This is a genomic window from Enterococcus sp. DJ147D b (assembly GCF_058216655.1).
On record NZ_CM177104.1, the window covers coordinates 2,258,474 to 2,281,981 of the forward strand.

At 36.6% G+C, this 23,508-nt stretch carries 22 protein-coding genes and 1 tRNA gene; 9 read left to right on the top strand and 14 right to left on the bottom strand.

The features are described from left to right. Positions 1–213: 213 nt before the first annotated feature. The 4 genes from AC4BD1_RS10645 to AC4BD1_RS10660 form a co-directional block, all read right to left on the bottom strand. Positions 214–894 (bottom strand): MIP/aquaporin family protein, encoded by a 681-nt coding sequence (locus AC4BD1_RS10645; RefSeq protein WP_206910207.1) that lies wholly within the window; start codon positions 892–894, stop codon positions 214–216. 86 nt (positions 895–980) lie between these two features. Then, complete coding sequence (locus AC4BD1_RS10650; protein WP_490466489.1) at positions 981–1,841, bottom strand: DegV family protein; 861 nt, start codon at positions 1,839–1,841, stop codon at positions 981–983. After that, on the bottom strand, positions 1,834–2,400 hold the full coding sequence (locus AC4BD1_RS10655) for a DUF1836 domain-containing protein (RefSeq protein ID WP_490466490.1): 567 nt from the start codon (positions 2,398–2,400) through the stop codon (positions 1,834–1,836). The genes AC4BD1_RS10650 and AC4BD1_RS10655 overlap by 8 nt, the downstream gene beginning before the upstream one ends. Positions 2,401–2,857: 457 nt before the next feature. After that, a complete protein-coding gene (locus AC4BD1_RS10660; RefSeq protein WP_490466491.1) occupies positions 2,858–3,550 on the bottom strand; it encodes a MurR/RpiR family transcriptional regulator in 693 nt (230 codons plus the stop codon). Positions 3,551–3,593: 43 nt separating this feature from the next. Between AC4BD1_RS10660 and AC4BD1_RS10665 the strand changes: the two genes are divergently transcribed. The 4 genes from AC4BD1_RS10665 to AC4BD1_RS10680 all read left to right on the top strand — a co-directional run bounded on the left by AC4BD1_RS10665 (position 3,594) and on the right by AC4BD1_RS10680 (position 7,076). Further along, positions 3,594–4,211, top strand: coding sequence for an AAA family ATPase (locus AC4BD1_RS10665; protein ID WP_206910211.1), 618 nt, complete (start codon positions 3,594–3,596; stop codon positions 4,209–4,211). Positions 4,212–4,223: 12 nt separating this feature from the next. After that, positions 4,224–5,525: a PTS sugar transporter subunit IIC gene (locus AC4BD1_RS10670; RefSeq protein ID WP_490466492.1), complete on the top strand. Its 1,302-nt coding sequence runs from the start codon at positions 4,224–4,226 to the stop codon at positions 5,523–5,525. A gap of 531 nt (positions 5,526–6,056) precedes the next feature. Further along, positions 6,057–6,129: transfer RNA gene (locus AC4BD1_RS10675), tRNA-Lys, on the top strand. A 524-nt stretch (positions 6,130–6,653) separates the two neighbouring features. Beyond that, on the top strand, positions 6,654–7,076 hold the full coding sequence (locus tag AC4BD1_RS10680; protein ID WP_490466493.1) for a VOC family protein: 423 nt from the start codon (positions 6,654–6,656) through the stop codon (positions 7,074–7,076). A gap of 108 nt (positions 7,077–7,184) precedes the next feature. Here the strand turns inward: AC4BD1_RS10680 and AC4BD1_RS10685 are convergent, their stop codons facing one another. The 6 genes from AC4BD1_RS10685 to AC4BD1_RS10710 all read right to left on the bottom strand — a co-directional run bounded on the left by AC4BD1_RS10685 (position 7,185) and on the right by AC4BD1_RS10710 (position 13,750). Continuing rightward, positions 7,185–8,912 (bottom strand): ABC transporter permease/substrate binding protein, encoded by a 1,728-nt coding sequence (locus AC4BD1_RS10685; RefSeq protein ID WP_490466494.1) that lies wholly within the window; start codon positions 8,910–8,912, stop codon positions 7,185–7,187. Next, positions 8,905–10,098 (bottom strand): quaternary amine ABC transporter ATP-binding protein, encoded by a 1,194-nt coding sequence (locus AC4BD1_RS10690; protein ID WP_206910216.1) that lies wholly within the window; start codon positions 10,096–10,098, stop codon positions 8,905–8,907. The genes AC4BD1_RS10685 and AC4BD1_RS10690 overlap by 8 nt, the downstream gene beginning before the upstream one ends. A gap of 140 nt (positions 10,099–10,238) precedes the next feature. Then, a complete protein-coding gene (locus AC4BD1_RS10695; protein ID WP_206897622.1) occupies positions 10,239–10,871 on the bottom strand; it encodes a GntR family transcriptional regulator in 633 nt (210 codons plus the stop codon). A gap of 128 nt (positions 10,872–10,999) precedes the next feature. Continuing rightward, positions 11,000–11,137: a FeoB-associated Cys-rich membrane protein gene (locus tag AC4BD1_RS10700; protein WP_490466496.1), complete on the bottom strand. Its 138-nt coding sequence runs from the start codon at positions 11,135–11,137 to the stop codon at positions 11,000–11,002. Between the two features lies 1 nt (position 11,138). After that, a complete protein-coding gene (gene feoB, locus AC4BD1_RS10705) occupies positions 11,139–13,280 on the bottom strand; it encodes a ferrous iron transport protein B (protein ID WP_490466497.1) in 2,142 nt (713 codons plus the stop codon). Further along, positions 13,277–13,750, bottom strand: a complete 474-nt coding sequence (locus tag AC4BD1_RS10710) for a FeoA family protein (RefSeq protein WP_206910223.1) — start codon at positions 13,748–13,750, stop codon at positions 13,277–13,279. The genes feoB and AC4BD1_RS10710 overlap by 4 nt, the downstream gene beginning before the upstream one ends. Positions 13,751–14,158: 408 nt before the next feature. Here AC4BD1_RS10710 and nrdH point away from each other — a divergent pair, with 408 nt between their 5' ends. The 3 genes from nrdH to nrdF all read left to right on the top strand — a co-directional run bounded on the left by nrdH (position 14,159) and on the right by nrdF (position 17,677). Further along, positions 14,159–14,383 (top strand): glutaredoxin-like protein NrdH, encoded by a 225-nt coding sequence (gene nrdH, locus AC4BD1_RS10715; RefSeq protein ID WP_206910225.1) that lies wholly within the window; start codon positions 14,159–14,161, stop codon positions 14,381–14,383. Positions 14,384–14,507: 124 nt separating this feature from the next. Continuing rightward, positions 14,508–16,667, top strand: a complete 2,160-nt coding sequence (gene nrdE / locus AC4BD1_RS10720) for a class 1b ribonucleoside-diphosphate reductase subunit alpha (RefSeq protein WP_490485598.1) — start codon at positions 14,508–14,510, stop codon at positions 16,665–16,667. A gap of 44 nt (positions 16,668–16,711) precedes the next feature. After that, the gene (gene nrdF / locus AC4BD1_RS10725; protein ID WP_206910230.1) at positions 16,712–17,677 is read left to right on the top strand and encodes a class 1b ribonucleoside-diphosphate reductase subunit beta; all 966 of its coding nucleotides are present in this window, start codon (positions 16,712–16,714) and stop codon (positions 17,675–17,677) included. Between the two features lie 205 nt (positions 17,678–17,882). Here nrdF and AC4BD1_RS10730 read toward each other — a convergent pair whose 3' ends face one another. The 4 genes from AC4BD1_RS10730 to AC4BD1_RS10745 all read right to left on the bottom strand — a co-directional run bounded on the left by AC4BD1_RS10730 (position 17,883) and on the right by AC4BD1_RS10745 (position 21,239). Next, the gene (locus AC4BD1_RS10730; RefSeq protein WP_067482927.1) at positions 17,883–18,593 is read right to left on the bottom strand and encodes an MgtC/SapB family protein; all 711 of its coding nucleotides are present in this window, start codon (positions 18,591–18,593) and stop codon (positions 17,883–17,885) included. Between the two features lie 112 nt (positions 18,594–18,705). Continuing rightward, positions 18,706–19,512: a PTS system mannose/fructose/sorbose family transporter subunit IID gene (locus tag AC4BD1_RS10735; RefSeq protein WP_206910232.1), complete on the bottom strand. Its 807-nt coding sequence runs from the start codon at positions 19,510–19,512 to the stop codon at positions 18,706–18,708. Then, entirely contained in the window at positions 19,499–20,293 is a 795-nt protein-coding gene (locus tag AC4BD1_RS10740) for a PTS mannose/fructose/sorbose/N-acetylgalactosamine transporter subunit IIC (RefSeq protein ID WP_206910234.1), read from the bottom strand. The genes AC4BD1_RS10735 and AC4BD1_RS10740 overlap by 14 nt, the downstream gene beginning before the upstream one ends. A 19-nt stretch (positions 20,294–20,312) precedes the next feature. Beyond that, positions 20,313–21,239, bottom strand: a complete 927-nt coding sequence (locus AC4BD1_RS10745) for a PTS sugar transporter subunit IIAB (protein WP_490485599.1) — start codon at positions 21,237–21,239, stop codon at positions 20,313–20,315. A 228-nt stretch (positions 21,240–21,467) separates the two neighbouring features. Between AC4BD1_RS10745 and AC4BD1_RS10750 the strand changes: the two genes are divergently transcribed. Next, entirely contained in the window at positions 21,468–22,175 is a 708-nt protein-coding gene (locus AC4BD1_RS10750; protein ID WP_206910236.1) for a GntR family transcriptional regulator, read from the top strand. Positions 22,176–22,302: 127 nt separating this feature from the next. After that, complete coding sequence (locus tag AC4BD1_RS10755) at positions 22,303–23,508, top strand: glycoside hydrolase family 88 protein (RefSeq protein ID WP_206910237.1); 1,206 nt, start codon at positions 22,303–22,305, stop codon at positions 23,506–23,508.

Sequence of the window (23,508 nt, forward strand, 5' to 3'; positions counted from 1 at the left end):
GGAGTTGCTTTGGGAACACCGTGTAAAAGGTTGTGAAAGAATTATCTAGTCCGTAAATATAAGGAACACTCACACAGAATAGTTTTTACTTTTGCAATGACTATTCATTCATCTAAATTTTTTTTTACTACTAGCGAAAAAGAATGGCACACGATTTATTACAAACAAAAAAGCCAGAACATTTCTGTCCTGACTTCTCTCTTTTTAGAAAGCTTAAGCTTCTACGCGATCGTTTTCAGTATTTAATAAATATTTTGCAACAAGTGCTGCAAGGATTCCACCTACGATTGGTGCTACGATAAATACCCAAACTTGTTCTAACGCTTGGCCGCCAACTAACACAGCTGGTGCTAAACTACGTGCTGGATTAGCTGACATTCCTGTTAATGGAATACCAACGAAATGAATCAATGTTAATGACAACCCAATCACTAAACCAGCTAAGCTACTGTTTCCTTTTGTTTGGCTTGTAACAGTCATGATAACTAATACAAAGATAAAAGTTAAAATAATTTCAACTGATAATGCACCTACTGTACCCATTTCAAAAACATTTTGTCCCAAGTTTTCAACACTTTTACCTGCTGAATCAAGCAAGCCAGATAATGTTAATGAAGCTGCAAATGCCCCAACAACTTGACCAACGATATAGTAAACTAATTCAGTAGCTGAAATTCTTTTATTCATCCACATTGCAATCGAAACGGCTGGATTTAAATGAGCGCCAGAAACAGTACCAATACTGTAAGCTGCTGCAACGATTGTTAAACCAAATGCTAACGCGATACCGGCAATCCCAACAATCCCTTCTGCACCTCCACCTAGTACGGCTGCGCCAGTCCCAACAAAGACTAAAATATAAGTGCCAATAAATTCTGCAATACCTTTTTTCATAAAAAAATACATCTCCTTTCTTTGCAATTATATCATTTTCTTGAAAATTTCCAAGAAATTGCATTCTTGAGATATATTCTTTTCGATCAAGCTTCCAAAATTTGAACACCTACACCTAACAAACCTGGTCCAGTATGCACCACTAAAGCAGGCGAGATTTGACCAAAGTACATTTGTTGTACTTGTGGAAACTCTTGTCGTAGTCTTGCTTCCATGGCATGTGCTTCCTCTTCTGCAGCTCCATGTGCCACAGCTAAATTGAAAACTTTTGCGTTTCCTACTCGTTCTTTAATTAAAGCTACGGTTTTATCCAAACTTTTTTTTCGACCTCTGGCTTTAGCAACAGTGTAATAAATTCCCTCTTCATTACAAGAAATAATGGGATTTAATTTCAAAGCTGTTCCTAAAATGGACGCAACTAAACCAATACGACCACCTTTTTGTAAATATTCTAGCGTCGCCACGTTGAAGAAAACCTTTGTTTGTTTCACTAAAATTTCCAATTGTTTAATGACTGTTTGCCAGTCCATTCCATCTTCAAGCCATTGTGCTGCCTGAATAGCTGAGAAACCTGCACCAATACCAATATTTTTCGTATCAAGAATATATGTTTCTAACGCTGTCTGTTGTTCAGCAATCAGTCGCACAACATTATAGGTTCCAGATAAACCGCTAGAGATTGTAATCGCTAGCACTTTTTCGTATCCATCTGCTTTAATTTGATCAAAAATAGCAGTAATCGTTTCACCATCAGGCAATGAAGTTCCCGGAATTTCTGTTGGTAATTTTTCATAAATTTCTTCTGGGGTAATGTCTACCTTATCAATATATTCACGATCTGAATAAATAATTTTCAAAGGAATCATATACATATGGTATTGTTCCATCAGTTCTGCCGGAACATCTGTACCTGAATCAACTAAAATCGCAATTTTTTCTTTATTCATTTGATTTCTCCCCTTTTAGATAATCTGTTTCTAACATAATTGTTTTTTCTGCAAGTAATTTTAAGGCAAAAGATAAAGTCGCCGTTTTAACAGCAATCCTTTCGATCGGCATTGTTTGATTTAAAATGAGTGGTGCTTGCTCTTTTCCTTGTGACTGTTGACTGATTAAATGAATAGCGGCTTCCTGTTCTTCGCAAAATAAATTATAAGCTTCCCGAATGCCGATCACTTTTCCTTGAAACAGGATTCCGTTTTTGATTTCTGGAATCGTCAAGACTTGTTTTAAAGTTGTAATTGCGATTAAAAAAGCAACATGTTGCTTATTGTAACGTTTTTTGACAGGTGCTGGGATCAATTCTTGTTTAACATAATTATTGACCATCGAAGACGTCAATAATGGATGCTTTTCTCCTTGGATAATCGGTGATAGATAACGATCAATCAGAGTGATCACCTGATCCATGTATAACTCTAAATCGGGTAATTCTTCCCATCGTGGTAAGCAAAATGTTTCGATATCCGTTCCCCACGCAACTAATTGTTCACGCATTTTTTCCATTAGTTCGTCTCCTTTTCTGATTTCACCAACATCATATCAAAGTTATCAAAAACATTCAATCTAGTTTTAAAAACTAGATAATTTTCTTAATTTTCATTATATAAAAAAGTTGGAACAAAAAGAAAGACTCAAACAGCAAAAAATGATTGGCCTAGAATCCTTTTCAGAATTTTAAGTCAATCATTTTTTGTTCATATAGAAAAATTCTATCCATAACTCTTTGAGCACTTCAACAAAACTTACGAAGAAAAAGATTCTTTGACAAAAGATCTTTTTGGCAGCTGTGCAATAAATGTTCCCCATTTGCATTTGTATTAAGCAAATCGTTTTTTATATTCTATACTTCCTAAACACGTTTATAAATTAAAAAACATGTTCACACCTTAGGGAAACCCCTTACAATTTCATATCCAATATTTATACTAATAAGTGAAGAAACAGTGGCCACCTCGTTCTTCTAATCAAAGATAGACTTTAACGCTTCACTCAGTAATTGTTCAAATTGATTCAATGCTGTCCCAAAGAAAAGATTCGGTTGGTATTCTGATAAAACTTGTGGTATATACGTCTCTGTGCTAATTGTTAAGGTTGATAATTGTCCGATTCGAGAATTTTTTTCTCCGACAAAGGAAATTAAATCGATCCGATGTTTTTTGGCCATTTCGGCAAGTTCTGTTAAACGAAAAGTATCCCCAGAATTTGAAATAATAATAATCAGAACGTCTTTTTCAACATTTTCGCGAAGAAATTCCAAATGACTATTAGCAGTCGCACGAAATCCATACAGATTAAACATTTCAGAAAAGTGATTAGCGATATTTTGAGAAAACCCTGATCCTAGGATCATAATTCTTTTTTCGCGATAAATGGTCAGCAAGTTGACGAACATATCTCTATCGGTACTTGAGTAAGTACGAGAGAAATTGTTGAGAGACTGCTTGTTTCCATAAGCAAAAACTAGTTCACTATAACCAGAATAGCCAATCTTTTTTGCCATATTGACAATCGTTGCAGTTGAGACATAGGACTCTTTTGCTACGTCACGAATCCCTAATTTTTTTAGTATTTCACGATTGTTATCCATAAATCGTAAAACAGCAGCTTCTGAATCATTCAACTGATATTTTTCAATAAGCGTTTCCGTATCCATCAGATCACCTCAAATTCAATTCTTTCGTTAGGAGTATTATATTATGACAGAAAAACAGTTTATTCAAGACCCTTGGGCAAAAATGACCACTAGAAATGGTTTAGCAGGAGATGAAGTTATTTCAGCGTTACAAAAATCTATTCGTAGAGGAAAAGAAAAAGAAGCCTGCGAATTTGCCTATGAAATGTACATCACTTCACCTCAATTTGAAGAGAAACTATGGCGTCGATTACTAGCTATCAGTGTAGAGGATATTGGAATGGGAAATCCAATGGCTGCAATGATGATCAATCATTTAAACATCATGCGTAAAGAATTCCAATATAACGAATCAGACCGTGCAATGTTTTTCTTCCATGCCATTCGTTACTTGTGTGAATCAGAAAAAGATCGTTCATCTGATTTACTTAAAAATATTGTGATAAAAAGTTTTGCTATGGGCTATGTACCTGAGATTCCAGACATTGCCCTCGACAAGCATACAACTCGTGGTCAAGAAATGGGACGTGGTTCAGAACATTTTTTACACGAAGCTAGTAAAGTGGTTCCCCAAGCAAAAGTAACGAATGATTACAAAGAACAATATGAAAAAATCATAGAAAAATATGATCCAACTCACGTGGTTCCAAGTACCTTTGTTTTTAATCCTTGGCAAGTATAAGGGGGAAATTTCATGGAAAATTCGACAATCATTACGAAACTCAACGAGATGCTTAGCCCTATCGCTGCAAAAATTGGAAATCAGCGTCACCTTAAAGCAATTTCTAGTGGTATGATGTTTGGTTTGCCTTTTATTGTTATTGGTTCTTTTTTTCTGATTTTTGCTAACCCACCTATCAATTTAGATCAATACAATCCTGAAACAGCTAATTTTCTCCTGAAATTTATGGCAAGCTGGAAAGATTTTGCAGTTGCAAATTACGATCTGATTACTGCACCATATAATTTGACTATGGGACTTATTGGACTCATTAGTGTTTTTGGGATCGCTTTTTCTCTTGCTAGTGAATACAAAATCAATCCATCTATGAATGGCATGGTTGCATCAGTTATTTTTCTAATGGTATGTACACCTGTAACAGAAGGCATGATCAATTTAAATTATTTAGGGACAAATGGTTTGTTCGTAGCTATTATAATTGGTCTTCTGGTGGTTGAAATCAATCGTTTATTTGAAGTAAAAGATATTAAATTAAAACTGCCAGATACCGTACCACCTATGGTAGCAACCTTCATCAACACTTTGGTTCCACTACTGACGAATATCATTCTTTTTTATGGAATGAACTTACTCTTTTTAAGTACAACTAAAAAGATTTTTCCAGAAACAATCATGAGCATACTAACACCAGCCACTGATATTGCAGGAAGCCTTGGCGGGTTCCTGTTGATCGTTACTCTAGGAAATATCTTATGGTTATTTGGCATTAATGGCTCATCCATTATTTTCCCAATCGTATTTACCTTAGGGATGGCGCAAACTGGACTGAACGCTGAACAAATGTCTAATGGAGAAGCGATGACCCATCTAATGAATTTACAAATGTTTCGTATTTCTGTTTTAGGTGGTGCTGGTGGAACCCTTGGCTTAGTCATTTTAATGATGCGTAGCAAAGTGTCAGAATATCGTACGATTGGAAAGCTATCACTTATCCCGGGTATTTGTTCAATCAATGAACCAATCATTTTCGGTCTGCCAATCGTTTTTAATCCAATTCTGGCAATTCCGTTTTTAGTTACACCAATCGTTTCGTTATTACTAACCTATTTTGCTCAAAAAATTGGTTTGATTGGCCTAGGATTTATCGTAGATCCTTCCTTTACACCATTTTTTGCACAGGCATATCTTTCAAGTATGGATTGGCGAAATATTGTCTTTTGTTTACTACTAATCCTTATCAGTGCTGTCATCTATTACCCATTTTTCAAAGTGATGGAAAATAATAAAACAAAACTAGTGAATGAAGAACAATAATCAGCTTTGCTTAGCAACAAAAAATTCCTTTATAACTGTTGAAATAAGAAATCCATTATGAGTTTTACGAGCTATCCTTTCATCCATTTACCTATAAGAGGATAGTTCGTATCATAAGTTAAACATAACTCATAAAACAAATATCCACCTTCTATGAGATTGCTGATGTTGCAGACAAAACGACTTAAGTTATTGTCTTTTAACATTAGCATATATCAAGTTGTAAACAACATGGTTCTCAAACAAAAAAACAAGCACGCCAGCCAAAGCATGCTTGTTTTTATTTTTATTATCGTTAAGAATCAAGAGGCCCGCCGAAAAATCGGCGGGAAAGGAGTAAAAATGAAAAAGTGTTAGGGCTCGTTCTTTTATTAAGAACTTTGTTTTGTTGGTATGCTTATATAATAGCCAGAATTTATGAACAAACTATGAAAAAAATTCTCTAACCTTGTAAATTTTTCTTTGATTTTTTTCTACGTCTTCTTGCATTTTAAAACTCTTAGTGCTAATATTATTAAGTACTTTTGGTACGGGCCGTTAGCTCAGTTGGTAGAGCAGCTGACTCTTAATCAGCGGGTCGCGGGTTCGAGCCCCTCACGGCCCATTGGGTGCCAAACCCACGAGAATGGTAGTTTGTCGGCGTCTTCGGACGTTTGGAAGACAGACTACGCATTCTCTTTTTTTATTTTCGGACATAAAATTCGGATACACTACTCATTTTTTTGACTTTAATAATATGAATACACAAAAACGAGTTCATTAAAGCTTCTATTTTTATTTCTCTGTTTCCCCCTCCTCTTTTTTACTGCTATTCTTCCCAAATAAATATATATTATATCGTAGAAAGACCTCTCTCAGCGAGCTGTTCCAGTGAATGAAATTAGTGTAAATCTTCTAATCCAATAAGATTTACCATTTGAATCGCTACTTTTTTAAGCTTTCTTTGTTCCCTTTTCCAGCAAACAGCGTAACGTTTGCTTTCCATTAATAACTCATTTAAGCTTTGAGGTATGAAATACAGTCTGTCACTTGGTCAGTTGTCCGTTGTGTCATTTGAGCATTAAAAACAAAGTAAGCTTAGTAAACCAACTAACTTCTACGCTGGAAAAAACTTTAGGAGGAACAACCATGGACATCTATTTGACATTTACCAATCAAGCAAAAGAAGTCATCTGTTTTTACGAAAAAATCTTCTCCGTCACTTGTACCGATCTAACAACTTTTGGAGATATGCCTAGTTCACCTGATTTTTCTATCCCGGAAGAACAAAAAGAGCTTGTTTTAAATGCTAGTCTGATGATTTATGGCACACGCGTCATGTTTTCCGACACGCCAGAAAGTATGTCTGTTCCGGTTGTGATGGGCAATAATGTTTCTTTAGTCATTCAGACGACTACTCCAACAGAAACCAAGCAACTTTTCCAACAATTAAGTGAAGGCGGAGAAGTTACTATACCTTTAGAACCCACCTTTTGGGCAAAACTTTACGGGACTTTTACTGACCGCTACGGAATCAATTGGATGGTCAATCTTCCCTTAGAGGAAGACTAGCTATCAGCCTTGCGCTAGGTAACTTTCTTTTTGGTTTTTTCTGACTTACTCATACAAAATAAAAGGAGTACAGCCATTCTGGCTGCACTCCTTTTTTGTCAACTTCTGTTAAGCTTTCCAGCTAGCTACTTTATCTTGGTTATTTTCAATCCAAGTTTTTGCAGCTTCTTGCGGATCTTTTCCATTGTTGATTTCTAGCATAACTTCTTCCATGTCTTCTTTCGTCCAATTGAATTGGTCCAATACTTTATATGCTTCAGCTTGATCTTCTTTCAATCCTTTACGAACCATTGTATGGATCTGTTCTTCACTACCCATACCATTTTTAGGATCTTCTAAATATTTCAACTCATATTTTGCGAACATCCAATGAGGTGACCAACCAGTAATCACAATTGGTTCTTTCTTCTTAATAGCTTGTCCTAAAGCAACTGTCATTGCACCGGATGAAGAGGTTTCTACCGTCCAGTCTGCTAAATTATCATATGTGTTGATTGTATTTTCTGCGGCGTTGACTACACCAGCGCCAGGCTCGATCCCAATGATTTTTTTATTTGCTTGATTTGTTAAATCAGCAATTGAGTCCACATCCATATAGTCTGGAACAACTAACCCAACTTTTGCACCTTTTAAATTTGCTCCTAAATCAACAATTTGATCTTTGTATTGAGCATATTGTGAGCCATGTGTTTTTGGTAACCACGCAGAAACCATGCCATCTGATTCGCCCTTAGCTATTGATTCCCACATGATTGAATTATCGAGTGGTGTCATCGTTACATCATACCCCATTTGGCGTAAGACTTCGCCTACCACATTCGTTGAAGCCACTTCTGTATCCCATTCAACATAAGATAAGTTGATTTTCTTCGTTTCTTTACTTGAAAAGACGCTACCAACACCTAGTGCACCTAGTAAGATAACTGCTGTTGCAAGGATGATTGCTCCACGACGTTTTTTACTTTTAACACCTGCAGGATCACTTGCTTTTTTGGTACGTGGTTGATTCAAATGTTGTGTGAAACGGTCAATGATAATCGCTAAAATAACTAAAGCAACACCATTAACGAACCCGTTCCCAACTTGTGCACGTTGTAATGCGGACAACACTCCACGTCCTAATCCAGGCGCACCAATCATTGAAGCAATCACAACCATGGATAATGAAAGCATCGTCGTTTGGTTGATACCAGCCATAATAGTATTTTTGGCTAAAGGTAATTCTAATTTAAATAATTTTTGCCAGCCTGTACTCCCAAATGAATCAGAGGCTTCCACTAACTCTTTCGGTACTTGACGAATACCTAAATTCGTAAAACGAACAGTTGGCGGTAAAGCAAAAATGACAGAAGCGAAAACACCGGGTACCATTCCAATTCCGAAAAAGGCAACTGCTGGAATTAAATAAACAAAACCAGGCATTGTTTGCATAAAATCAAGAATCGGTTTGATTATGCTCTGAGCTTTATCACTTTTTGCCATTAAGATCCCTAAAGGTACACCAATGATAATCGAAATCACACTTGATAATAAAACAAGGGTCACCGTATTCATCAAATCAGTCCATAAACCTTGATTATAGATAAACCATAAACCCACCAGTGTAAATAAAGTTAATCCTAGACGTTTTTTAGAAATAAAGAAAGCTACTATTGTTAATAGTAAAATGAAAATTGGTGCTGGAATAATCAATAAAAGATTTGTTATCCCAGTCATGATTGCTTGTCCTATTGTTTGTAGGAAAGAAAATAAGCTCGAAAATGTTGTTGTGAACCATTCCGTAATCGTTTCTACCCAATCAGCAACAGGAATTTGATAGTTTAATAAATTATTCATGTTCACTCACCTCACTTGTTTCTGCCAACGCTTCAATCACACTTCCACGAATGACAACTCCTCGTAACTTGCCATTATCAACAACTGCTAGTGGCGTTGGTGAATCATAAATAATATTAAAGATGTCATTAACTAACATATCCTTATCAATGGTCGTTACATTCTCATCCAAGAAATCAGTCAATGGCCGTTTTTGACGACGCGCTTCCAAAGCATTTTCAGCTGTAATAATTCCTTTTAAGTGACGTTTTTTATCAACAGCCATCAGCATACTTACTTCTTCACTGCGCATTCGTGTCAATGCAACGTTTGGTCCATCAACTTCAATATTTGTTGTTAAAGCTGGTACCATGATATTTTGTGCAGTCAAGACTTTTGAACGATCGACTTCTTCCACAAATTCACGGACATATTCGTTGGCAGGGTTTGTTAAAATTTCTTCCCCTGTTCCAATCTGCATAATCTCTCCATCTTTCATTAGAGCAATTCGATCCCCAATACGTAAAGCTTCGTTTAGATCATGCGTGATAAAAATAATTGTTTTTTGAACAGAAGCTTGTAATTCAAGTAGCTCATCTTGCATCTCACGACGAATCAATGGATCCAATGCAGAGAAAGCTTCGTCCATCAGCAAAATTTCTGGATCATTTGCTAGCGCACGTGCTAGACCAACACGTTGTTGCATCCCACCAGATAATTGATTAGGATATTGATCTTTAAATGAAAGCAAACCGGAATTTTCTAACGCTTGTTCTGCTTTTTTTTGGCGTTCTTCTTTGGGTACGCCACGAACTTCTAATCCATACTCCGTATTTTCCAAAATCGTTCGTTGTGGAAACAACCCAAAGTTTTGAAAAACCATGTTGATTTTATGACGACGAACTTCGCGTAGTTCTTCTTTATTTAATTGGGATACATCTTCCCCATCAATATAAATATTCCCAGAAGTTGGCTCAATCAGACGATTCAATAATCGAATCAATGTAGACTTTCCACTTCCTGAAAGTCCCATGATGACGAAAATTTCGCCTTCTTTCACATCAAAATTCACATCGTATACGCCAACTGTTGCACCAGTTTTCTTTAAAATTTCTGTTTTTGGTTGATGCTGTTGCATCATTTCTAATGCGGTTTGTGTCTTTTTACCAAAAATTTTTGTTAATTTTTTTACTTCAACTTTTGCCAAACCAATTCTCCTTTTTTTCGCAAGTTTCAATTTTTTTTCATGAAAAAAGTGACCACACAATATTAACATCATGTAGTCACTTTGTCAAAAAAAGAAAAAAGAGCGTACAATCGCTTGTCCGCTCTGCATTTTGCTCATTTTTATTCTTCTGGATAGAAAAAATTCATCATTCGTTGTAATGTATATTCATTTCCAATAAAGTGAACTGTATCGCCTTCACTAAATTTTGCGTATGGGCCTGGAGAAACGAGTAGTTCTTCTTCGTGCGAGATCGCAATGACTGTCGCACCAGTGACTTGCCAAATGTTTAATTCACTGATTGATTGATCCAAATGTTCCGCATTTTTACTTAATTGCAATTCAAATGGTAACAATGGATTCATTTTGTGGATACGTTTTGTTTGGTTAACTAATTGATCCAGAAGTTGCGAAAAGTGATCTAACTCTTCTTTTTGTTTTTCGACACTAGCCATAATATCTGCTTTGGTCTCCTGAATGGATTGTACATCTTGATATTGTAATAAAAATTCTTTTGCTTTTTCTTTGGAAGCAACAAATGCACCACTACCATGACGAACTTCCATGATTCCCAAATCAACTAAAACATTGATGGCTTTACGTGCCGTTTCTGGTGAGGCATTATAAGTGCTTGCTAAGGTTGAGCGGGCATGGATTTTTTCGCCAACTTTGTAACGATTTTCCACAATTCGTTCCGCTAAGTCCACCGCAATTTGTTGATAACGTGGACGAACAACTTTTTTCTTTTCCGCCATGGCTTCTTTCCTCTTCCCTTTCGAATCTTGTCAAACTCATCTTACTATGCTCGGTTAAAATAAGCAAAAGAAGCTGAAGTAAAACGAATGTCTTCCCTCAGCTTTTTATCAGTTCTTACTCAATTTTTTTATTTTTCAGCGCTGGATGCTTTTTTCACTGGACAAGTAGTATGACAATCGTCACAATTTTTACCTTTTTTCACACGAGAATAAACAATATAGCCTGCACTACCAAAAATCAATACACTTAATAAAAATGTTGCCATCTTATCTTTCTCCTTTCAATGAAAGTGACACAACAGATTCTTTCTGTGCCATCGGTTTTTTTATGATGCCATACACGAGAGCAATCCATACGAAGCCAGCTAAATAAGTCATGATTGACAAAGATCCACCTTCAAATACCGCATGCCCAATTTGATAGATGATAAAACTTACTAAGTAAGCTAAGCCACACTGATAACCAATCGCAATCCATGTCCACTTTTTCGAACCCATTTCACGATGAATTGCGCCAATTGCAGCAAAACATGGCGCACACAGCAAATTAAATGCAAGGAACGAATAAGCTGCGACTGGCGTATACGTTCCACGAAGAACTTGCCAGATTTCTTGTCCGTTTTCGGAAACTTCTGTATTTCCGAAAAGAATACCAAATGTTCCAATCACATTTTCTTTTGCTACTAACCCAGTAATCGTTGCAACGGCCCCTTGCCAATTTCCCCAGCCAAGTGGGTGGAAAATAGGTGCAATGATTCTTCCCAGTCCAGCTAAAATACTGTGGGTTTCCGCTACTGACTGACCACGGAAATTATAAGAAGATAAAAACCAAACAGCAATACTTGAAACAAAAATAATCGTTCCTGCTTTTTTCACAAATGATTTACAGCGATCATACGTTTGTCGCAAAATCGTTTGAAGCTGCGGAAAATGGTACATAGGTAATTCCATAATAAATGGGGCTGTTTCGCCAGCAAATAAGCGTGTCTTTTTCAACGCAATCCCAGATAAAATAATGGCACTCATTCCCAAAAAGTAAGCAGACGGTGCTACCCAAGAAGAATGTGGGAAAAAAGCGCCTGCAATCAATGCAATGATTGGTAGTTTTGCGGAACAAGGCATGAAAGTCGTAACCATAATCGTTAAACGACGATCTTGTTCATTCTCAATCGTCCGACTCGCCATCACGCCCGGTACACCACACCCCGTCGCAATCAACATCGGGATGAACGACTTACCTGACAAGCCAAACTTGCGGAACAAACGATCCATCACAAAAGCAATGCGTGCCATATACCCGCAGTCCTCAAGAAAACTTAAACAGAGAAACAGAACCATCAGTTGTGGTAAAAAGCCTAACACTGCACCAACACCAGCAATGATTCCATTCAAAATGAGTTGTTGCATCCAGTCTGCGACTTGAGCAGCCTGTAACCAGCTTCCAACTGTTTCCGGTACCCATGAGCCAAAGAATGTATCATTGATCCAGTCCGTGCCCATCGTTCCAATTGTTTGAATGGCTAAATAATAGATAAACCACATCACTAGCGCAAAGATTGGTAACGCCAACCAACGATTCGTTACGATTCGATCAATTTTGTCGCTTAACGAATATTGGAAGGAGTCAACCGTTACCATACTCAAAGCTGTTAGCTGTGTGATAAATTCATATCTTTCATTGACGAGAATCGTTTCGCTTTCTTCTGCAAAAATTTTTTCTGTTAACTGGATCAGCTCTTCAATTTCTTTTGTTTGTTGCGTTGTTAACACTAATTCAGAACTAGCTAATGTTTCTCGTTCAAAGTACTTCAAGGCATACCAACGTTGGTTTTTCATTGTGAAATCAAAATGCAAGACATCTTCAATTTCATTTAATGCTGCTTCCAATCGCGGATCGTACTCGCACGGTTCTGGTATGGTAAAAGTTTCTCGAGTAGTTAACAACTTTGAAACACGCTCAAGTCCTTGGTTTTTGACAACACTCATCGGAATAACTGGCACACCTAAACCATAAGACAATTTTTCCAGATTAATTGTTTTTCCTTCTTTTTTGACCACATCCATCATGTTTAAACAGACAACCACTGGAATTTCTAAATCAAGTAACTGCGTAGTTAGATAGAGGTTTCTTTCCAGATTCGTCGCATCTACGATATTCAACACAACATCTGGACGTTCATGAATCAAATACTCTCTGGCAACCATTTCTTCAGGTGTGTACGGTGAGAGAGAATAAATACCGGGTAAATCTTGAATATGAATGGCTGGATGTTTTTTCAGGCTACCTGATTTTTTTTCGACTGTCACTCCTGGCCAATTTCCAACATATTGATTGGCTCCCGTCAGCGCATTGAATAGACTTGTCTTCCCACTGTTAGGATTACCAACTAACGCAACTTCAATACTCATTCACTTTGCTCCTTTTGAACAAGAATCAATTCAGCTTCTTTTTTTCGCAATGTTAATTCATATCCGCGTAAAGTAATCTCGAGTGGATCGCCCAATGGTGCTAACTTCCGAATCACAACTCGAACATTTTTAGTCACACCCATATCCATTAAACGTCGTTTCACTGCACCTTGCCCATGAATAGCAACCACTGTCGCACTTTCACCAACAGTTAGTTGATCAAGGGATGTCCAAGCTTCAGCTAATGATTCTGGCTTCTTCACAATGATTTGCGCTAATAATTCTCGATTGACTGCAATTCGATTGTTCTTTAATAGTAGAATTGCATTTTCCCCTGAAAAATTCACAACAACAATTTTGGTTCCTGGAATGATTCCTAAATTTTGTAAATGATTTTTGACAGACTCTTTTGTCTGGATTTTGACAATTTGGTAAACTAAATTCTGTTTTGCTTGTGCTAAAGTTTCCATCCGAAATCCTTTCTTGTGAAAAAAATCATGTAGGGAAATGATTTCATTCTTTTTGTTTCTATTTATTTTTATTGAACATATTAACGATTGATAATCATTCTCAACAAGAATAACTCCATCAATTGAGAAAGTCAATTATCATTGTGAAAGATTACACTTTTGTTATAAATTATTTTAATTTGATGGAAAAAAATTCTTTTTAAGCGGTTATCCACAGCTTTTTTTTACTTGATTATGGTTTTTTCCTTACTGATGCTTGCTTTCAATTGTTTTTCAAAAAACACAAAACTTAGTATTCCACAGTTTCCACAACACAATATATAGTGTTTCTTAATTGACTTTTTTACTAAGAGTTTTATACTATTGATTATAGATAACGACGGAATATGTTATGAGGAGGCAGAAAGAATGAACGTAAAAATTTTTTCTAAAAACAACTGTATGCAATGTAAAATGGTCAAACGCTTTTTAGCTGATAATAAAATTGATTTTGAAGAAGTAAATATCGATGAAAAACCAGAAGCAATCAATTGGTTGAAAGAACAAGGATTCCAAAGCGTCCCTGTGACAACTTCTGAAATTGAAACAGTTATTGGCTTTCGTCCAGATCAATTACGCAAATTAGCTAGCTAATTTGTCTATCAACTAAAAATAGGTAGCACACTTGGATTTGACGGCTCGACCAAAAGCCCCAAATCCTTTTTTAAAGCACGATTCTCCAAAACTAAACAAAAAGAAAAGAAGGTTGGGCGTACTTATGAGTCTTAAAAATTTAAAAGATGTCAGTTACTTTAAGTTAAACAACGAGATTAACCGACCAGTTAACGGTCAAATTCCTTTGAACAAGGATAAAGAAGCTCTTGCAGCTTTTTTTGAGGAAAATGTGCAACCAAATACAATGATATTTCCAACAATCAAAGAAAAAATCGATTATCTGATTGAAAATCAATATATCGAAGCAGAATTTATCCAATTATATTCTGATAAATTTATTGAAAAGTTGTACCAATTTTTGGCAGACCAACACTTTACCTTTAAGTCATTTATGGCAGCTTATAAATTTTATTCTCAATATGCGTTAAAAACAAATGATGGCTCTGCTTATCTTGAATCTTATGAAGATCGTGTAGCTTTCAATGCTTTATACTTTGCAAATGGTGATGAAGCACTTGCATTAGCTTTAGCAGATGAAATGATCCATCAACGTTACCAACCCGCAACTCCTTCATTCTTAAATGCTGGGCGTAAACGTCGTGGCGAGTTAGTTTCTTGTTTCTTAACACAAGTGACTGATGATATGAATTCAATTGGGCGATCAATCAACTCCGCTCTACAATTATCTCGTATTGGTGGCGGTGTAGGGATTACTCTTTCCAACTTACGTGAAGCAGGTGCCCCTATCAAAGGATATGAAGGAGCAGCTAGTGGTGTCGTTCCTGTCATGAAATTATTCGAAGATAGCTTTAGTTATTCAAATCAATTAGGTCAACGTCAAGGTGCTGGTGTGGTTTATTTGAACGTTTTCCACCCAGATATCGTTGCCTTTTTATCTGCCAAAAAAGAAAATGCTGATGAAAAAATCCGTGTCAAAACACTTTCTCTTGGTGTTGTTGTTCCAGATAAGTTCTATGAATTGACTCGTAAAAACGAAGAAATGTATTTATTTAGTCCTTATAGTGTAGAAAAAGAATACGGCGTTCCATTTTCTTATGTAGATATCACGGAAGAATATGATAACTTAGTAGCAAATCCTAATATTCGTAAGCAAAAAATCAAAGCACGTGATTTAGAAAATGAAATTTCAAAATTACAACAAGAATCTGGTTATCCTTATATCATCAATATTGATACAGCGAACCGTGAAAACCCAATCGACGGCAAAATCATCATGAGTAATCTATGTTCTGAAATCTTACAAGTCCAAACACCTTCTGTTATCAATGGCAAGCAAGAGTACGAAGTGTTAGGAACAGATATTTCATGTAATCTAGGTTCAACGAATATTGTTAACTTGATGGATAGTCCCGACTTTGGAAAATCGATTCGAACAATGACTCGTGCCCTAACATACATTACAGATGCTTCTGATATTGATGTTGTGCCACCAATCCAAAATGGAAACAAACTAAATCATACCATTGGACTAGGCGCAATGGGCTTACACACTTACTTTGCAAAAGAACAAATGGAATATGGTTCTGAAGATTCGTTAGACTTTACCAATATCTATTTCATGTTGTTGAATTACTGGACATTAGTTGAAAGTAATCAAATTGCTCGTGAACGTAAGGAAGTTTTCCACAACTTTGAAAAATCAGACTATGCGAATGGTACTTACTTTGACAAATATATCACTGGCGAGTTCCAACCAAAATCGGAAAAAGTAAAAGCATTATTTGAAGGTATCTTCGTCCCAACTGCACAAGATTGGGAAGAGTTAAAACAAGCGATTATGAAAGATGGCCTATACCATCAAAATCGTCTGGCGGTAGCGCCAAACGGTTCAATTTCTTACATTAATGATACAAGTGCAAGTATCCATCCGATTACGCGGATGATTGAAGAACGCCAAGAAAAGAAAATCGGAAAAATTTACTATCCTGCACCTTATCTTTCAAATGAAACGATTCCTTACTATACTTCTGCTTACGATATGGATATGCGTAAAGTCATCGACATTTATGCGACTGCGCAAAAGCACGTTGATCAAGGAATGAGCTTAACTTTATTTATGCGTTCAGAAATTCCAGAAGGCTTATATGAATGGAAAACAAGTAGCAAGCAATCCACACGTGATTTAAATATTTTACGTCACTATGCCTTTCATAAAGGTGTGAAATCAATTTACTATGTACGTACCTTTACCGATGATGCAGAAGAAATTGGCAGCAATCAATGTGAAAGTTGTGTCATTTAACAAGCCAAGAATTTAGAAACGACAATCAATAAAGGAGTAAACTCATGTCAGAAACTTATTATGAAGCAATTAACTGGAATGAAATCGAAGATATTATTGACAAGTCTACCTGGGAAAAACTAACGGAACAGTTTTGGTTAGATACTCGTATCCCACTTTCAAACGATCTAGACGACTGGCGGACACTTTCTGAACTAGAAAAAGAAACCGTTGGGCATGTATTCGGTGGTTTGACGTTGCTTGATACCGTCCAATCAGAAAGCGGGATGGATCAGCTACGAAATGACGTCCGTACACCACATGAAGAAGCTGTTTTAAACAATATTCAGTTTATGGAGTCGGTTCACGCAAAAAGTTATTCTTCTATTTTCAGTACATTAAATACAAAAAAAGAAATTGAAGAAATTTTTGAGTGGACTAATACAAACGTCTATTTACAACGCAAAGCAGAACGTATCAATGAGATCTATAAAAACGGTACACCTTTAGAGAAAAAAGTAGCGAGTGTTTTCTTAGAAACATTCCTCTTTTACTCTGGTTTTTATACACCTCTTTATTATTTAGGAAATAACAAATTAGCAAACGTTGCTGAAATCATCAAATTGATTATCCGCGATGAATCTGTTCATGGAACGTACATTGGTTATAAATTCCAACTTGGCTACAACGAGTTACCTGAAGCAGAACAAGAACAATTAAAAGACTGGATGTACGATTTGCTTTACGAATTGTATGAAAATGAAGAACGTTATACAGAAGAATTGTATGATGAAATGGGTTGGACAGAGGAAGTAAAAACCTTCTTACGCTACAATGCAAATAAAGCATTGATGAATCTCGGGATGGATCCACTTTTCCCAGATACTGCAAATGATGTCAATCCAATCGTCATGAATGGGATCTCAACTGGTACAAGTAACCATGATTTCTTCTCTCAAGTCGGAAATGGTTATTTACTAGGTCATGTGGAAGCAATGAAAGATGACGATTATTTAATTGGATTAGAATAAACATTCGACATTCTTTAATCGAATCTTTTGGTCATTTTCTTTCGCTAAAAAGAAAGGAACACATCAACTATTCGCTCTAGAAAACCAAAAATCATTTGACTTATTTTCTGGGAAATTTTCCTTTGAGCTGCTGTTGATTCATAAAAAAATGTCTAAGACATAATCAAAATGATTACGTCTTAGACATTTTTTACGTTCCTAGTTGTCAAGAAAGACTAACTAAGCGTAACTTAGTAATATTTTTATATGTGGAAAGTTCCTCGATCACATCCGTGTAAGTCATTCCCTTGGGTAAATCAATCGTGTAAATATTCGTGTAAATGCGATAATCTTCAACAAATTTAACATCAAAATTCACATCTTCAATTTTAATTTTTCTCGCTTCAAAATAATCAGACAAAAAATCTTTGGTTTCCTGTCGATGAATAAATTGGATCTCTAATTTTTTTGTTGTCGGAACGTGAATAATCCGCTTAACCATTGTCAAAGCAATCATCACTCCAATGAAACTGATGATTGCAATTGAATAAAAGCCCATCCCGATTGCAATTCCTAGGCCAGCTCCTGCCCAAAGAGAAGCCGCTGTCGTCAAACCAGTCACCGAGCGCTTTGTTACAATGATCGTTCCAGCACCTAAAAAACCGATTCCACTAACAACTTGAGCAATCAATCTTGCTTCATCTGAACGAATCACGCCTGAAAGATCTGGATGTTGCATTGCATCCTGCACTGCTCCTCCAGCAATTTCGACTTGTATCAAAGCAATGATACATGCGCCCATACAAACTAAAATATGCGTGCGCATTCCTGCTGGACGATTTTTATATTGTCTTTCAAAACCAATTGCACCCCCAAATAACATCGCCAATCCTAGACGCAGAGTGATTTCTGGAATCGTTAATACCATATCTGCCATCTCACCATCTCCTCTCATTCAATATAGCACATTTTTTATGGGTAAGAAAAAAGAAGACGACCAAATACTCATTGATTTGGTCGTCTTCTTTTCAATCATGTCTTTTTTATGATTAGCCCAAAATTCCGAGTGCACTTAACGCAATCGATAAAATCAAAATAATCCAGATGACACGTGTGGAATTTAATTTCTTGTGGCCTAGCATCCAGTAAGTCAACAAGACTAATAAAACTGGTACTAATGAAGGTAAAATAGCATCCAATGTATCTTGGATCACTAGTTCTACGCCATCTTTTTTATAAACAAACGGTACAGTTGCTTTCACAACGGAAGGAATCAATGCCCCAATAACCGTAACTCCTAAGACAGTTGCCGCATTCGTAAAAGCAGATAACTTATCTTTTAAGGTCGTAACTAATTTTACCCCTTGTTTATAGCCCAATGGTAATAAAGCAGCTCGACCAAATAGCAAAGCAATATTGGCGATGACCCAGATAACACATCCAACAATTGAACCACTTTGGGCTAAGGTACCTGCAATTGACCCAAAAATTGTTCCCCAAATTACATGGAATAGTGAATCCCCTACACCTGCAAGTGAACCCATCAATGCTGTCTTTAACGCAACGATCGTATCTTTTGCTTGATAGCCATCTTCTTCTTCGATTGCAACATCGATCCCCATAATCAAATTCCCAAAAATCGCATTTGTATTAAAAAATTGGTTATGTGTTCGTAACATATCTTGTAGTTCCAATGGATCTTCTCCATAAAACTTTTTCAAAACAGGCAACATCCCATATAAATAACCTGAACTCATCATTCGTTCATAGTTCCAGTTCAATTGACTTCCTAAAATATAACGCCAACTAATTGCGTTCAATTCTTTTTTTGTTAGTTTTTGATTATTCATCACCATCAAATCCTCCCTCGAAAGTTCCAGTGTTTGCTACTGTTTGAACACGTGCTGCTTTTTCGCTATCACGTTTAAAGACAATCATTGCTGCAATGACACCCACAATTGAAATACCTAACATTGGTACTTGCAAATATGCAGCTAAAAAGAAACCTAAAAGCAAATAAGGAATATATTGTTTTGTAGGAAGGTAATGTAGCAAGATTCCGATACCAACTACTGGTAACACACCGCCAGCTGTTTTTAGACCATCCATCAACCAAGCTGGTGTATTTTCAGTAATTGTTGAGACTGCAGCGTCACCTACAAGTAACATCAACAGGATTGGAATCGCACGTGATAATCCCCATAAGAAAGAACCAGACAATACAAGTCGAGGAATTCGGCCAATTTTCATCTCATCAATTGCACGATCAATACGGTGTAACAAGAAAACATTACAGAAACGAGCTACTACATCAAGTTGCAACATCAATAAAGAAACTGGAACAGCTAATCCAATTCCATACTCTGCTCCTTTTCCTGAAATCACCGCAAAGGCAGTTCCTAGCACGGCTCCTGTAAAGTAATCAGGAACTGAAGCGCCACCGAATGCTGCGATACCTAAACGCATCAATTGAAGCGTCCCGCCAACCATTAACCCCGTTTTTAAATCCCCCATGATCATTCCTGAAATCATTCCGGCGATTGCTGGCTGCGTTAGTGTATTTGAAATAAGTGAATCATTAATGGCAATAAAAGCATAAACAGTAATAAGAATAATTTGATATATTTCTAAATGCATGGCTGTCTTCCTCCTAATATTAGCTTCTTAATTTTTCCATAAAGTCGATAATTGGATCATTTGGCACCAATTGCGCAGTTACTTTCACTTTTTTTGCGGCAATCGCTTCGAAAATTGTTTCTTCTTCTTTCAATACTTTGATGCTCTTCGTTACATATCTTGCGCCTTCTTTATAACTCATGTTTCCGACATTGACCGTTTCCAGTCGGCCACCAGCTTCTAAATATCGCAATACGTCCGTTGGATTTTTAAAGACCAAGAAAATTCTTTGTTTTCCGTACTTACCTGATTGAATATTTTTAGCTGCAGTAGCGACGTCTAAAACAGAGAGACGCATCGATGTAGGCGCTGCCATTCTTAACGAAGATTTTTGTAAAGAATCTTTAGCTGCTTCATCATTGATCACAATAATTCGTTGCGTATTCAAGCTGGGTGACCAGATACCCGCCACTTGTCCATGAATCAAACGTTCATCGATGCGGACGTTAACAATATTTGCTTTACCTTCATATTCTTTGTATTTTTCTAAATCTGCATTAGAAACAATCGGATCTTTTTCGACTTCGGCTTCCATCATTTTCTTTTTAACGTTTGCAATTCCGCTTAACGATAGTTGAATCAACTCACTGACACTTGCTTGGCTGTTCAACGTAGCTTCAATGACTAATGGTAAAGACATTCCAGCAATAATTTCTACGTCGTCATTGTCAAGATAGTTAGCCAATGCAACATTACACGGTGTTCCACCTAATAAATCGGCAATAATCAAAGCCTCTCCATTAAGGGCTTTCATTTTTTCTTTTAATTCATTTTCAAATTGTAGATTGTCCCCATCTGGTTTCAAAGAAGCTGTATGAACATGTGTCTGTTTGCCAACAATCATCTCCAAACTTGCTTTGACCCCTTCTGCCATATTTCCATGGCTAATCAATAGGATATTTCTCATCTGTTTTCATCCCCCAAATTGAATATTAAACTTAACATATTATGTTTTGCATACTCATACTATATCACACCACTTTCTCCACGTAAACCTAACATCTTAACATATTATATTTTTTTCGATAAAAATCACATTTCGTGAATTAACCCAAGGATAATCAATTGCTAAACTAAAGTTAACATGTTATGCTACTAGTTAGTATTTACCGCAGAGAATGGAGGGTATAATCGAATGATTCCCAAATATGAACAAATTAAGCAAGATTTATTAACAGAAATAAAAAAACATAAATTTATTCCTGGAGATAAATTTTATTCCGAAGCTGACATCAAACAAAAATATTCTGTCAGCTCAATTACAGCTGTCAAAGCATTGAACGAGTTGACAAACGCAGGCTATCTGTACCGTATTCAAGGAAAAGGAACGTTTGTTTCCAAATCAAAAGTCTCCCAAAGTGTGAAATTTTCTGATATTGAACTTCATTCTTTAGACAAAGAAAAAGTCAAAGTTTTAGCTATTGAAGAAGAGAATCACCCTACTATTTTAAAGGAACTTGGCTTACCTGCCAATGCTTCCTACTATAAAATCAAGCGTGTTCGTTTTTTTGAAGACGTGCCTTTTCTTTTACATATCACTCATTTACCTAAAAAGTTGGTAAAAGAACCACTGGCAAAAGATCTCTCGGCCTACGCAAGTGTTTATGAGCGGGTACGCAAAGACTTTGACATTGATTTATTTTCCCTAGCTTCTGTTGAAACAGACGAAATTATTTTTTCTGATGACTCAGAACTATTGAATTTACTACAGTTAAGTTTTAGAGAACCTGTCGTCAAGCAAGTCAAACATTCTTACTTAGCTGATCAAAGTGTCGCAGAGTACATCGTCAGCTACAAACATTGGAAATATTTCAAAACAAAAATCGAAGTGGAAGCTGAGTAAGCTACCACTTTTTTTGTGCTTCAGTCCTTTTTTAAATGGATAAGAAGAAATGGAACATTCGCTTTTTATAGTTAAGTACGGTATACTAATCTAAGTTAATATGTTAACAAGTTAAAAGGAGGCTCTCATGAAACTTCAAGATAAGCAAAAGGAATTGATTCAACTCAGTAGTAACGTACAAGAAGACTGGTTAGCACAACAATTAGATTGGTGCTGCCAACAAATCGAAACAAATATGCAACGTTATGGGTTAGATTTCCCTTCCGCCTGTGCAACAGACGGAAACTATCGAATCAAACCAAATGATGATTGGACAAATGGTTTTTGGACTGGGATGCTTTGGCTCGCTTACGAATGGACGGGAAAAGAACTATTTTTAGTGCGTGCGATGGAAAATATCCATAGCTTTCAAGAGCGATTAGACAAGCATTTTGTGTTAGATCATCATGATATTGGCTTTTTATATAGTTTATCTGCTGGAGCGGGTTATACTGTTACCGACAGTTTGTTGTGTCAGCAGCAAATTTTACAAGCTGCAGATGTTTTAATGGCTCGGTTTCAGCAAAAAGGACAATTTATTCAAGCTTGGGGAAAATTTGGGGAACCCAAAGAGTATCGGCTAATCATTGACTCACTAATCAATTTGCCGTTACTCTTTCGTGCAACAGAAATTTCTGGTGACACACGCTATCAAGAAATTGCCCAAAAGCACTATCATACTTTACTGAAAACGGTCATTCGAGAAAATGCGACCACTTTCCATACTTATTATTTTGATCCACTAACCGGCGAACCCAGCCATGGTGCAACTCATCAAGGAAACAGTGATGAGTCGATTTGGGCACGCGGACAAAGCTGGGCAATTTTAGGTATCCCATTAAATGAAAGTTATTTACAAAATAAGCAACTAAATGGGACAAAGGAAGTTACACCTCTAACAAATGCTGGCTTCCCGTCAAACTATAAGGAAATCGTCGATGTCTTTTTAACGAACCTACCTCAAGATCTCGTTCCTTACTGGGACTTTGATTTTAATGACCAAGTTCCTTCAGATAAAGACAGTTCTGCTCTAGCAATCACTGCATGTGGTCTACTGGAAGCTGATAAAAGTAGTGCCTATCCATCTGCAAAGGAATTAGCACAAGGAATGATTTATCAATTAGGTGAAAAATATTCAGCCAAATCCGAAACGCAAAACGAAGGTCTTCTATTACACGGTGTCTATGCGCATGCAGAAGGAAAAGGCATCGATGAACCAAACCTTTGGGGCGATTATTTTTATTTTGAAGCACTGATGCGTTTAGCAAGACCTGAGTGGAAAAAATATTGGTGA